At 49.3% G+C, this 12,793-nt stretch carries 10 protein-coding genes; 1 reads left to right on the forward strand and 9 read right to left on the reverse strand.

The window, feature by feature from the left end; genetic code table 11:
- Positions 1 to 59: 59 nt before the first annotated feature.
- The 6 genes from pubC to K0H60_RS07885 form a co-directional block, all read right to left on the reverse strand.
- Positions 60 to 1,955, reverse strand: a complete 1,896-nt coding sequence (gene pubC / locus K0H60_RS07860) for a putrebactin synthase (RefSeq protein ID WP_220057785.1) — start codon at positions 1,953 to 1,955, stop codon at positions 60 to 62.
- Positions 1,952 to 2,626 carry a GNAT family N-acetyltransferase gene (locus K0H60_RS07865; protein WP_220057786.1) on the reverse strand — a complete coding sequence of 225 codons (675 nt, stop codon included), beginning with the start codon at positions 2,624 to 2,626 and terminating at the stop codon, positions 1,952 to 1,954. Before K0H60_RS07865 ends, pubC begins: the two co-directional genes overlap by 4 nt.
- Positions 2,626 to 4,116, reverse strand: coding sequence for a lysine N(6)-hydroxylase/L-ornithine N(5)-oxygenase family protein (locus K0H60_RS07870; RefSeq protein WP_220057787.1), 1,491 nt, complete (start codon positions 4,114 to 4,116; stop codon positions 2,626 to 2,628). Before K0H60_RS07870 ends, K0H60_RS07865 begins: the two co-directional genes overlap by 1 nt.
- Positions 4,117 to 4,695: 579 nt before the next feature.
- On the reverse strand, positions 4,696 to 4,977 hold the full coding sequence (locus K0H60_RS07875; protein ID WP_220057788.1) for a DUF2798 domain-containing protein: 282 nt from the start codon (positions 4,975 to 4,977) through the stop codon (positions 4,696 to 4,698).
- A 181-nt stretch (positions 4,978 to 5,158) separates the two neighbouring features.
- Positions 5,159 to 5,584: a glycerate kinase gene (locus K0H60_RS07880; RefSeq protein ID WP_220057789.1), complete on the reverse strand. Its 426-nt coding sequence runs from the start codon at positions 5,582 to 5,584 to the stop codon at positions 5,159 to 5,161.
- A gap of 230 nt (positions 5,585 to 5,814) precedes the next feature.
- On the reverse strand, positions 5,815 to 7,743 hold the full coding sequence (locus K0H60_RS07885; RefSeq protein ID WP_220057790.1) for a TonB-dependent receptor domain-containing protein: 1,929 nt from the start codon (positions 7,741 to 7,743) through the stop codon (positions 5,815 to 5,817).
- 289 nt (positions 7,744 to 8,032) lie between these two features.
- Between K0H60_RS07885 and K0H60_RS07890 the strand changes: the two genes are divergently transcribed.
- Positions 8,033 to 9,088, forward strand: a complete 1,056-nt coding sequence (locus K0H60_RS07890) for an alpha/beta hydrolase (RefSeq protein WP_220057791.1) — start codon at positions 8,033 to 8,035, stop codon at positions 9,086 to 9,088.
- 96 nt (positions 9,089 to 9,184) lie between these two features.
- Here K0H60_RS07890 and trpA read toward each other — a convergent pair whose 3' ends face one another.
- The 3 genes from trpA to trpCF form a co-directional block, all read right to left on the reverse strand.
- Positions 9,185 to 10,021, reverse strand: a complete 837-nt coding sequence (gene trpA / locus K0H60_RS07895) for a tryptophan synthase subunit alpha (RefSeq protein WP_220057792.1) — start codon at positions 10,019 to 10,021, stop codon at positions 9,185 to 9,187.
- 5 nt (positions 10,022 to 10,026) lie between these two features.
- The gene (trpB, locus tag K0H60_RS07900; protein ID WP_220057793.1) at positions 10,027 to 11,217 is read right to left on the reverse strand and encodes a tryptophan synthase subunit beta; all 1,191 of its coding nucleotides are present in this window, start codon (positions 11,215 to 11,217) and stop codon (positions 10,027 to 10,029) included.
- A gap of 108 nt (positions 11,218 to 11,325) precedes the next feature.
- Complete coding sequence (trpCF, locus tag K0H60_RS07905; protein WP_258405821.1) at positions 11,326 to 12,735, reverse strand: bifunctional indole-3-glycerol-phosphate synthase TrpC/phosphoribosylanthranilate isomerase TrpF; 1,410 nt, start codon at positions 12,733 to 12,735, stop codon at positions 11,326 to 11,328.
- Between the last annotated feature and the right edge of the window lie 58 nt (positions 12,736 to 12,793).

A 12,793-nucleotide genomic window follows, 5' to 3' on the forward strand; every position in this document is an offset into this window, starting at 1 on the left:
GTTTTTGGGCACAGACGCGTGCCCAGAGTGGGCGCGGGCCCACTCAAGGTTAAAATGCTTTAGGGTTTGATTTTTAGCTTCTGATTTACTGAGCCAAAGGCATGGCTTTGCCTGAAGACGGCCAGCGGATTAACAATTTCGCCCGCAAAGCGCAGATTTTTTTCCCGGTCGGCAAGGTCAATCATCTGCTGGTTGTTATTAAGCTGAATGCGATTCAGGCAAGTGCGAACGAAGCTGTCTTTAAAGAGATCGTATTGTGCAAATTTGTCCGCCAACTGCGGATGCTGCGCTTGATAGTCGCGCACATTGTCTGCCACCAACTCCCAAAATTGCGTTTCGCTGACCTCGGTTTGCTTATCCAGAATGGGCGCTAAATAACGGAAAATACAGTCGAAAATATCGAGCAAGATATAGTTGAGCTTCATCTCTTCCTCAAGCTCGACCGCAAGGCGCTGCACCTCTTGCGGCAGTGGCTCGCTACCGTTGAGTACTGCGACTTCTTCGCCGATATCCTTCATCAAAATTTTGACAGGGATGCCAGCATCGAGCACTAAAATCAGGTTCTCGCCATGAGGCATAAACACCAGATCGTAGGCAAAGAAGGCGTGCAATAGCGGTGATAAGTAGAGGTTGAGATAGCGCTTGACCCACTCCTTGGCGCTTAAGCCCGAGTGCGCGATTAAGGCGGCAAGCAGGGCTTGCTCCTGATGATCGACGTGTAATAGCGCCGCCATGGTCATCAGGGTTTGCTGCGGCTCAATATGCGGCAACGGACTCTCGCGCCACAGCGCCGACAGCATTTTCTTATAGGCGCTATCTTGGGTGAGTGCTTCTTCGTAATACCTATGGTGATAACCGATTGCGGCGATTTCTTTTAGGATCACAAAACCTTGCTCGGCAAAATAGCTGTCGCTTTCGATAAGCTTGGCCACCCAAGCGTTGATCTGCGGGGTGCAGCTCATATACAGCGGCGAAAGCCCGCGCATAAAGCCCATGTTTAGGATAGAAAGCGCGGTTTTGACGTAGCATTTTTGCGGCGCAGTTAAGTTAAAGAAGGTGCGGATAGATTGTTGAACTTGGTAGCAATCTTGGCTTTCGCCGAGGTAAATAATGTCGCCACGGGCGATTTCGCCAGCAAAAGTGCGGGCAATTTTTTCGCGCCACTGCCAAGGATGAACGGGCATAAAATAAAAGCTATCGGCCGCTTGTCCCTTTGCGCTTAAGTGTTGTTGAAACTCGGAGAACTGTTCGCCAAGCTCCTGTTTTAACAAGCTATCATGGTCCAATCCTTCTAGGGCGGAGAAGGTGGTTTTGTCCTTACGCACCGCAATCCACACTAGCTGAAGCGCGCTGGCACTCTCGGGGGCAAATTGGTCATAGTCCTGCATATCAAAACCAATGCGGCCATTGTTGGCGATAAACACTGGGTGCCCCTCGGTCATGCCCGCCTCAATCGTTTGATAGTCGGCCTTAGCGAGTGTTGCGGCGGGGATGGCTTGATGGGCCAACTTGTAGGCCTTGCTGTAGAGGGTGCTGGTGATTTCTTCAAGATAGGTTGGCAGCAGAGTTTCACTCATGCCCAAGGCATCTTTCAGTTTGATAATCAAACTCATGGCATCGAGTGGCTTGTCTTGGCCCGCACTGCTGACCCGAATCGACCCGGTTTCTATCTCAAGGTGGTCGAGCTGATAATGGCGCGCACTGAAGTAATAGGTACAGTCCTTGAGCCTCAGTTCATAGTGATTGATGCCTGCCGCTTGGCGGTAAATTTGTGGGGTGATGATCTTCTCATGGGTAAATTCGCAGAGGATTTTTTTCACCAAATGGCGATTGGCCGCCTGCCAATATTCCGGTATTAAGTGGGCAGGGACGTGTGTATGGGCAGTGGCCTCCAGCGTGGGGAATTCGGTTTGAGTGAATGGCGTGAGTAATGCGCGGTTAGTGGCTAAGTTCATCGGGTTACCTGCAAAATGATAGGGTTAACAGCGGTTGTGTGGGTCGCATGAGTTACTTGAGTCGCTTGAGTTGCAGTGCGCGGCATTAAAAGTGCGCTGGTCTTTTGCGCTAATTGGCGACTCTGGGCGCTACAAAAACCGAGGAATGCGGCTTTGCTGCGCAGTTGAATAGTTTTTTGGTAGCGGATCCCAATTTGGCTATTTAAGCGGTGAATTTTGTGATTTTGCTGATCCGGCTCGACCACCATTCGTTTAAAGGCAAGCTTTTCGAGAATGAGCTCAGCAATAGCCTGCATCACTTGACCGGACAAGCCATGAACGGGCTTACCCTCAAGCGGCGCGAGGATGAGGTGCATACCGCAATCGAGCCGTTCCACGGCATAGTGCTCACCCACTTCATCTTGGGCGGGATCGTATAACTCCACCATAAACAGCGGTTTGGCTTGCCATTCACCTATCAGTGCAAGCTTGTGCTCGCTTGGCGCCAACGCCTGAGCAAGTGCATCGAGACTCATCCCCTGCATACCCCAAAAGCGGGCATAGTCTTGGTTAAACCAGCTCTGCAACATAGCGAGGTGTTGAGGGAGATTGAGCGGTTTAAACACAAACTCATCAATCACAATGGGTGTTGAGAGTGAGGCCACACAGTGGCGACTCCAATGTCTGGCCATTACTGCGCCTCCTTGTGGGGTGCCATCAACACCGACACGCTGCCGCCCGAAGGACTTATCCGCAACGCGGCCAGTGGCTCAACATTACGATGCTGCGTAGGTTGCGCCGCCGAAGATACCGTCTTGCTTGGTGTGGCTGTTATGGCTGAGTGGGGGCTGCTGGTGGGCTGGTTTTGCTGCGCGCGGATCTTGGTTGGGTCGAAGGTTTGGAAGGCGATACTGTCTTCAATCGGATAGGGTGCGTAACCTAAAACCGCTTGCAGAATCGTCGCATTGCGATAGCAGCCCATGCCCAGATCCGGTGAGCTGATGCCATGGGTATGCAGGCCCGCATTTTGGATGAAAATATCGCCTCTGATATCGATGCCATAATCCCGCTGGATGGCGAGTTGGCCGCGATCATCAAATTCAATTTGTGATTTAATTCCTTGAATAAATTCGGGTAAACGATATTGATAGCCAGTGCCTAAGACGACGGCGCCCGTCTGTTGCTCGAGGGCATATTCCTGTTCGAAGTGGTTGAATTTGAGCGTTAGCTTGTCGCCCGAGGTTTCTATCTTATCGAGTGCCACGTTGGTCAGCAGCTGGCATTGGATATCACTGACTAAACGTTTTTGGTAAAGCAGATCATAAATATCGTTGATTAACTCGGCATTGATCCCCTTGTAGAGGGATTTTTGATTTGCAATCAATCGGCTGCGTTTTTCCGGCGACAGTTCGTGGAAGTAATCCACATAATCTGGCGAAGTCATTTCTAGGGTGAGTTTGGTGTATTCCAGCGGATAGAAGCGTGGCGAGCGGGTCATCCAATTTAATTGATAACCATAGGTATCAATATCTTGCAACAGATCGTAAAAGATTTCTGCCGCGCTTTGACCACTGCCGATCACGGTAATGGCGCTTTGGCTCTGCAGGTAAGTTTTCTGCTGCATATAGCTGGCGCTGTGCATCACGCGGGGATCGTGCATCGGGCAATTGTCTGGCACGTAGGGCGTGGTGCCCGTGCCGAGCACCAGTTTGCGGCACAAATAGGTTTGGGGCTGGCCGCTGCGTCTATCAACACCCGTAACATGGTAGATACCTTCACCGGCGTTGTAATCTAATTGCGTGACCTTAAAACCGAATCTCAGATTGGAGAGTTGTTTGCTAACCCATTGACAATACTGGTTATACTCATTTCGCGGCAGGAAAAAGTTTTCACGAATATAAAAGGGATACAGCCTGCCAGTTTGCTTGGCAAAATTGAGATAGCTATAGCGACTAGTGGGATCGGCCATGGTCACTAAGTCGGACATAAACGGCGTTTGCAGCCGAGAGGCGCTGAGCAGCATGCCTGGGTGCCAGTCAAACTCGGTTTTGGCATCTAAAAACAAACAGCTAAAGCCATCGATAGGTTCACTCAGGGCGGCCAATCCGAGATTGAACGGACCTATGCCGATACCGAGTAGATCGAAAATCCTGCGATCGTTTTCCTTTTTTGGGGTAGTCACTTACGCCTCCTTAAGTTCCAGCTGCCAACCGAAACTGTGGTTGTCATCATCGGCTGATGGGCAAGCCAGGAGTGGTTCTCTCTATCTCAGCCGAGTGAGTCATTCCCTTATCTTGCGGATCAGGATCGGTTCCATGTATTGCGCATAAGCTGAGGATTACTACCTCAGCGCAACGGCGAATAAATTAGCATTCTAAAAATTACAAATGCAAATCATTCTCATTTATGAGTTGTCGAAGGAGTCGTACTTTTGACTGGGAAATAAAGGGCTGAAATACGGTTTGTTAGCGAGGGAATTGCCGTAGCAAAAATGGTGTAAAACTTATGCTTAAGGTGATGTTTTAAAAATTATTTAAAATAAAACAGTTAATTACATTTGGGGTGAATAGGGATTTATTTCGGACTGATGGGATTGGGGGACGCAGGCTTAAGCAACGAAAGTGTGAGCCAATCTTGAGTGTAAATCGACTGTAAATCCGAGTACTCGACTAGGTTATTAGGTGATTTAGGGGCAAAGCGAGGAAAAACATAAAAGCCATTTTAGAAAATGGCTTTAGCAGCATTAAACACGGAGGTGAGTTTAAGGTAATTGCACAAAGGCGGCGGTTAACTTTCGCACTAAGGGGAGCACCATCAATAGAGTCGGGAAGGCGACAATCCAAGAGATAAACCATGCGCTAAACCAGAGCTCAACAAATTGCCCCGATGCACCGACACCGTTTAAGGTACTGATCCCTGAAACGATGCAACTCATTAAAATTGATAGAAAAAACGGCATCACAATCGTAACGTATTTAGCGGGTAATTTTGGAGTACCAAAAATCGTACGGTTTTTATTGGGTACAGAATCTATGCTGGACATGGGGCCTCAATTGGATTTGCTCTGGCGAAAGAATCTATAGATTAGGCTTAATCATTAATACCTTAAGCACAACGTGTTCGCCATTCTAGAGACAAAGTGGCCTAAAAGCCATTGACGCTTAGCCATGATTCACCGTCTCGTTAGGCAAAGTCATGGTTTAGGAAGGGAGTCTAGCTTAGCTTTAATCTTGCCAGTTAGTCACCCATAATTCCCCTGTGACATTGACCCAATGACCGCGGGAGATCGGAGAGGTGCCCAGTTCGTTATCGAAGGGCAGGGGAAGGCTCGATTGCAATAGATACACAGTATCATCGGGCGTTTGGGTGATCTCAACGATTTGTCCGGATGCCTCAAAGTGACAATTATGTTTAGGGAAATGCAGACTCTGGCGATGTTCAATGATGTCGGTCTGCAGGTTTGCCTTGGCTAAGCGGCCGAAGAGTTCAACCTTAACCCACTGATTAACGGGAAAACGTTGTTTAGCCTGTTGATCGCTCCCCTGATAATAAAACCACACCGGGGCGCCATTATCCCATTGGGCGGCCACTTCACCTTGAAAACCACAACCCCAAGGGGTGACGTAGAGAATATAGATTTGATACTGCATAAAAAGTCCATTTACCATAACAAAACGGCCGATGTTACCGGCGCTATATTAACATCTCTTTCGCTAAGACATGCGACTCAGCGCTCAATATAAGCCTTGGGTTTGACAGTTTTAAGAAGCAGAGAGTTCTTACTTTGGCATCATTGGTTGTCGCAGTGTGGGAGGCGAGAAAGAAAAGGGCCAAATCCGATGATTTGGCCCTTCAGTGGCGAAACACTCATTGAAGGCGATTACAGCGTTAACGTCACCCCAGCGAACACGGCGCGTCCCGGCAGAATGGTTTCTGTGGTGCCGTCGGAATCTTCAGCGGGTTGCTCATTGGTAAAGTTGGTCATACCCGCGCGTAGCTTGATGTTTTCCGTTAATCGATAGCTGGTGCCAAAATCGAAGCGGCTATAGCCACTGCGTTTTATCGCGCTGCTATCTAAGTAGTCACCAAAATAGTTACCGCTGACATAGAGTTGCCAGTCATCAGTCATATGCCAATCGAGCTGAAGATTGGCGGTTTGGTCGGGACGTCCATTTAACTCTGAACCATCGCTTTTTTCCGTATCGAGATAGCTGTAGTTGCCTTTAAGACTGAGATCTTCGGTCAAATCGATTCGGCCCGTCAGTTCTATCCCCTGTAAAGTCACTTCGGACTCATTGTAATAAGTCCGGCTCGGGCTCACTCTATCCCAGGTCGATACTGTGATTAAGTCTTTGACTTTATTGTGGTAGGCCGTTGCTGAAATATCCCAGGTGTTGTCACTCATTAGCACTGAGAACTCATAGTTTACGCTGGTTTCTGGGTCGAGATCGGGATTACCAACCACGGAGCAGGCACCACCGCAACTGACTGATGCAAAAGTGGGCGATGACTCAAATAACGCCGGAGCCCTAAAGGCCGTGCCGACACCGCCTTTAAAGGTCAGTTTATCGGTGGCACGATAGACAATATAGGCGCGCGGACTGAGGTTATTGCCATACTTTTCATTATCTTCGTAGCGGGCACCTAAGGTCAGCGTCCAGTCATCTAAGAAGTCGATTTCATCTTGGGCGAAGAGTGAGTATTGGTCGACGCTATCGCCTTTGGTTGTGGGGTACTGAACGGGATCTTCAACCTCAGTCTTATGGTATTCGCCGCCTAAGGTAAAGTCCTGCTGCCATAGGCTGAAAAAGCTGGTGGCTTTGAAGCTGGTATTTTTTTCATCAATATGGCGTCCTAAAGGCGGCTGTAGGCTGTAACGGCTGTTGTAGTCGTAGAGCTTAGAATCTTCGAGATTGGCCTCTAACTGGGTTTGGCCCCATTGCCAGTCTGCCTTGTGGGTAAGGCCAAAGGTGTTGCGCTCGATTTGCTGTTCGCGCTTTGATTTTTCAGCATAGGTCGTGAGGGGGACTTTGTCTTTATCATATTGATAATCAAAGTCTAATGTTTGATTGTCAGCCAACTGCCAAGTAAGTGCGCTGTAGAGTTTCTTGGTTTTACGCTCTTCTATGGTATCGAAGGTCGGTGTGATTTCGGGTAATTGCCAAAGATCCTGCTCTGCGGATTCGGCGGTGAGCATCAGCCCTAAGCTATCGGTCAATTTCCCCGAGGTAAACACGTTGTAGCGTTGTCTATCGCCGCCTTCACCTTCTTGCATTTGACTGTATTCGGCATCGAGGGTGAGCTGCCAATCCTCGGTCGGCGCCTTAGTGATCACGTTAATCACCCCGCCAACGGCGTCCGAGCCGTAGAGTGCCGACATAGGACCACGGACAATTTCGACCCGCGAGATTGCATCAATCGGAATTGCGGTAATGTCGAAGTTACCGCCGCGCCATAAGCCGTTTGAGGAGGACACGCGTTTGCCGTTAACGAGCATTAGTACATAGGTTTCATCCATACCACGGACATAGAGGCTGTTACGTCCTGCGTTACCGCTGACCACGTTGACCCCGACACTGCCACGTAGCACATCACCGAGATCTTTTACGGGCAGCAACTTAATCTCTTCGGCATCGATAACAGAGATAGAGGCGGGCGCCGAACTTAACTGTTGGTCCTTAGCGCTGGCGGTGACCACTATATGTTCGAGTTCTGTGTCATCGGCCTGTGCCGACAGGAGTGGTTGCAGTGAACAGGCGAGTGCTAACAGTGCGAAAGGAAAACGATTTAGCGTTTTATGGTTACTCAATTTCAATCCCCCGATATCCATTATCTAATTAATTAACAAAGCAAAAAAGGTAAATTTTTGTAAATCGACTATTTCAACTGGTCGCCAAAATAGCACAATCACTCATTCCTTTGAATGATAATAATTGTCATTTACAATGTAATCGAAGATGATGTGATTCATGTCACTTAGCAGGATGGAGGAGGGGAAAGATTGTCGCCTTGTCCCTCAATACAGACTGCGCATTATTAGCGTCTTAAATGCATTTTCATCGAATATTCAATATCTTCCCAATAGGAAACAGTACCCAATGCGATACTTTTTAGTTGTAGTCGGTTTATTGATGGGGAGCGTGATATCGCAGCCCACTGCGGCGGTGGAATATCAAAGCCAGCAATTGCAGTCCAAACTGCTTAAGGAAACACGGCAGTATCTGATTGCACTTCCTGAGGGATATGCACAATCGACTGAAGCGTATCCCGTTGTTTATCTGCTGGATGCAGATGAACAATTTGACCATATGGCAAGCTTGTTACAGTTTTTAAGTCAAGGTGCTATTCCACAGATCCCTAAGATGATTATTGTTGGTATTAACAACACTGAAAGGATGCGGGATTACACACCGACCCATACGCTGGTGTTGCCGAGTGGAAAAAAAGGCAATCCCAAATACCAGCAAACGGGGGGCGCGGGGCGATTTTTAGATTTTATTGAGCAGGAATTAGCGCCGAGCATACATAGTCAGCTGCGAACCAATGGCATTAATGTGTTGGTGGGCCACTCCTTTGGGGGCTTACTAGCGATGGAAGCGCTACGTACCGACAGGCAACTTTTTTCGGCCTATATCGCCATTGATACTAGTCTGTGGTTTGACAGCCCACATTACCTCACTCAGCTCGAAAACCGAGTTGAAAAGGGTGATTTCAAGCAGAAACAACTCTTTATGGCGATTGCAAATAATCCCTTGTCACCGGGATTTAGCGTGTCTTCCTATCATAGAGATTTAAATTTGGCCTTTGCGGATAAGCTGACTAAAAGTCCCCCTCAAGGGCTGAGTTTTGCGGCCAAATACTATCCCGACGAGACACATCAGAGTGTGAGTCACATAGGTTTATACGATGGTATTCGCCATCTGTTTAAAGACTTTGCCATCGATATCTATGCCGAGACGTTTAGCAAGCAGCAAGTGATTGACCAATATCGATTATTATCGGAGCGCTTTGGCTTGAGGGTGACTCCACCTCAGCAATACCTCGAGCAGTTGATCCAATATAGCGAGAGACAACAGCTCAGCGATCGCAAACAAAGCCTTGAGTCATTGAAAGCGTATTTTGCAGGTGTTAAGTCAAATGAGGCACTGAGGTAAACCTGATTGTCGAACTGAGCTGGACGGATTTTTAGCGCTTAGAAACAACTGAGCACAGGTGTAAACACGCCTGTGCTCAGATGGTCAGTGGTTTAATTAGGTTGCCGCTTTCATGGCGCGGGTAAATTCGCCTAATGCTGCCAGCAATTTCACTTCATCCTGTTGATGAGCTTCGATAATTTTCACCACGGCCGAGCCCGAAATCGCACCCGCTGCGCCCGCTTTGATGGCGGCGCTCACTTGAGCGGGCTCGGCAATCCCAAAGCCTAATAGCGGTGGCGGCGCATTAAATGCTTGCAGCTTAGCTAAAATATCTTCAACGGGTGTTCCTGCCTTAGTGTCTGTGCCTGTCACACCGGCGCGGGACAATAGATAGGTATAGCCTTCGCCACTTTGGCTCACTTTTTCAAGGGTTTCGCTATCGGCATTGGGCGGCGCGATAAAAATTGGCGCGATACCATGGGCCTTAGCGGCTTGAATAAAAGGCGCCGCCTCTTCTACTGGCACATCGGCGATAAGCACGGAATCCACGCCCGCTTGCTGTGCTTTGGCATAAAAAGCATCGATGCCATTAGCGAATACCAGGTTCGCATACAGCAATAACCCAATCGGCAGCTCAGGGTATTTAGCGCGAATTTGCGCTAATAAGTTGAAGCACTGTGTGGGTGTTGTACCCGCGGCGAGGGCTCTGAGGTTCGCGCCTTGGATCACCGGGCCATCGGCCAGCGGATCGGAGAAGGGAAAGCCTAATTCCAGAGCATCGGCACCATTTTGCACTAAGGTGTCGATAATTTTCAGTGACAGCTCAGGGTTTGGATCGCCTAAGGTGACAAAGGGCACAAAGGCGCCGCGGCCTTCGGCTTTTAAACGGCTAAACGCTGCGTGATAACGGCCGCCTTGATGAGGGATAGTTTGGGTTGCAGTGTTGCTCATCGTTGTTATTCCTCTTTACCGTTTAAAATGTCTGACACAGTGAAAATATCCTTATCGCCTCGGCCCGAGAGGTTAACGACCAAAATGGTTTCTTTGGTGCACTCTTTCGCTAGGCGCAGGGCGTAAGCGAGGGCGTGGGCCGATTCAAGCGCGGGGATAATCCCTTCGCTGCGAGCCAATAATTGGAAGGCTTCTAAGGCTTCATCATCGGTGGCCGATTCGTAGCGCGCACGGCCAATCGCGTTCAAATGGGCGTGTTGTGGGCCAACGGAGGGGAAGTCAAGGCCTGCCGAAATCGAATAAGACTCTTCGATTTGGCCTTCACTGTCCTGCATCAAAGGCGCCTTCATACCAAAGAAAATCCCGGTTTTGCCATGTTTGAGCGGCGCACCGTGCATATGGGTATCGATGCCTTTACCTGCGGGTTCGACCCCAATTAGCTCGACGCTGGTTTCCTCAATAAAGTCGGAAAACATACCAATGGCATTCGAACCACCGCCGACACAGGCGATCACCGCATCGGGCAGACGACCTTCGCGCTCCAGCATTTGCTTCTTGGTTTCTTCACCGATCATACGTTGGAACTCACGCACTATGGTCGGGAAAGGGTGTGGCCCTGCGGCTGTGCCTAATAGATAGTGGGCTTTTTCGTAGCTGCCGGACCAGTCGCGCATGGCCTCGTTACAGGCATCTTTTAAGGTGGCAGAACCTGAGGTGACAGGAATGACTTCTGCGCCCATCAAACGCATTCTAAATACGTTAGGTGATTGACGGGCAACGTCTTTCGCGCCCATATACACTTTGCACTTTAATCCCAGTAGCGCACAGGCAAGGGCGGTGGCAACGCCGTGTTGGCCAGCGCCGGTTTCGGCAATAATCTCCTTTTTACCCATACGTTTAGCCAATAATGCTTGACCCAATACTTGGTTGGTTTTATGGGCGCCGCCGTGGAGTAAATCTTCCCGCTTGAGGTAGATTTTCACCATAGGGTTAGGGCTTAAATTGCGGGTTAAGGTCAGTGCCGTTGGGCGACCCGCGTAGTTTTTAAGCAGGTCGGTAAACTCGGCTTGAAAGGATTCATCGGCCTGCGCTTCGACAAAGGCGTTTTCGAGTTGCTTGAGGGCGGGGACTAAAATCTGCGGCACATACATACCGCCGTATTCGCCGAAATAAGGGTTAAGCTTTAACTGTGACATACCTTGTTCCTTATCCTATTCATTTGTTTCGATGGCGTTTTAGGTTAACGCCATCGAGTTTCAATTCTGGCTAGCCTGTGCTTTGCACAGGTTTTTATAAAAGCTGGTCTAGAGTCGTAATTGACTAAATGCCGCTTGAATTTTCTCTGCCGACTTAACGCCGGGAGCCGTTTCGAGGCCAGAGTTAAAATCTAAGCCGTAAAATCCTTGGGCGTTGGCTCGGGCGGCATTGTCAGCATTGAGGCCGCCAGCGAGCATGGCCTCGGCTTTATGGGCAATGGGGAGTTGCCAATCAAAGGCTTGCCCCGTGCCACCAAAACCTGCGTCATTCTTGCTATCAAAAAGATAACGCTGCACCCCTCTTGGCATCGCAGCAAGCTCACCACTTTGAGCATCGACACTGACCGCCTTCCAAATTTGAGTGTTCAGTCCGGCCTGTTGCAGCAATTGGCTTAACTCGGCAATTTCCAACTCAGTCTCACTGCCATGCAGTTGCAGCGCGGCTAAGCCACATTCTTGGGCGATATTCGCCATGAATTCAGGCGTGCTGTTCACACATACGCCGACAAACTCAATGGCGGGCAAGTTGGCGGCGCGGTATTGCTGTACTAACTGTTTGGCGGCATCTTGGGTGAGCGCGCGTGGCGATTTTTCAGCAAATATCAGCCCCGCATACACGGCGCCGGCAGTGGCCGCCGCTTGAATATCTTCAAGGCGAGTCAGGCCGCAGACTTTATTGTGACCGAAGATCAATTTACGGCAGGCTAAATCAATGTCTTCTTCGGCCATAATCGAGCTACCGACTAAGAATCCATCGACTAACGGACTTAAGCGGCGCACTTGCTCGTTAGTGTAAATGCCCGATTCGCTGATCACCACGCGATCGCTGCCGATGTGTGGCGCAAGGGCTTCGGTGGTGGCTAAATCGGTACTTAAATCCCGTAAGTTGCGGTTATTAATACCAATAATAGGTGCGTTTAAGGCGATGGCGCGTTTCAGTTCTTCCTCATTGCTGACTTCGGTCAGCACATCGAGTTGATACTTGGCTGCCTCACTGGCCAGTTGCTGATATCGCTCATCCTCGAGCACTGAAAGCATCAGCAGAATCGCATCGGCGCCCTGATGAGCGGCCAACTTGACTTGATATTCGTCTACAAAAAAGTCTTTACACAGAATAGGTTGGCTCACTTTTGCCCGCACTTTCGGGATATAGTCCATGTCTCCTTGGAAAAATTGCTCATCGGTTAATACCGAAATCCCGGCGGCATATTGGGTATAAATCGATGCGATGGCTTCGACATCAAAGTCTTTACGGATTAAGCCTTTGGATGGACTGGCTTTTTTACACTCTAAAATATAACCCGCCTTCGGGGCTTTTAAGGCGGCAAATAAACTACGGTCCGAAATCTTGGGGGTTAAGCTGTCCTCAGGAAAGCGCAACTTTAGGGCGGCGATATGGGCGGCCTTGGTATCGACGATACGGGTTAAAACGTTCGCTTTTGCGGTGCTGGTTTGCATGCTACCCCTTACATCCTGCGATGCTTGATTATCTTCCGAGCGATGGGCGTCGGGTTGT

The organism is Shewanella mangrovisoli (assembly GCF_019457635.1).
Taxonomy (GTDB): domain Bacteria; phylum Pseudomonadota; class Gammaproteobacteria; order Enterobacterales; family Shewanellaceae; genus Shewanella; species Shewanella mangrovisoli.

Coding starts and splice junctions, on each gene's coding strand:
- K0H60_RS07890 (WP_220057791.1), top strand. CDS start 8,033: ATGCGATACTTTTTAGTTGTAGTCGGTTTATTGATGGGGAGCGTGATA.
- K0H60_RS07865 (WP_220057786.1), bottom strand. CDS start 2,626: ATGGCCAGACATTGGAGTCGCCACTGTGTGGCCTCACTCTCAACACCC.
- pubC (WP_220057785.1), bottom strand. CDS start 1,955: ATGAACTTAGCCACTAACCGCGCATTACTCACGCCATTCACTCAAACC.
- K0H60_RS07880 (WP_220057789.1), bottom strand. CDS start 5,584: ATGCAGTATCAAATCTATATTCTCTACGTCACCCCTTGGGGTTGTGGT.
- trpA (WP_220057792.1), bottom strand. CDS start 10,021: ATGAGCAACACTGCAACCCAAACTATCCCTCATCAAGGCGGCCGTTAT.
- K0H60_RS07875 (WP_220057788.1), bottom strand. CDS start 4,977: ATGTCCAGCATAGATTCTGTACCCAATAAAAACCGTACGATTTTTGGT.
- trpCF (WP_258405821.1), bottom strand. CDS start 12,735: ATGCAAACCAGCACCGCAAAAGCGAACGTTTTAACCCGTATCGTCGAT.
- trpB (WP_220057793.1), bottom strand. CDS start 11,217: ATGTCACAGTTAAAGCTTAACCCTTATTTCGGCGAATACGGCGGTATG.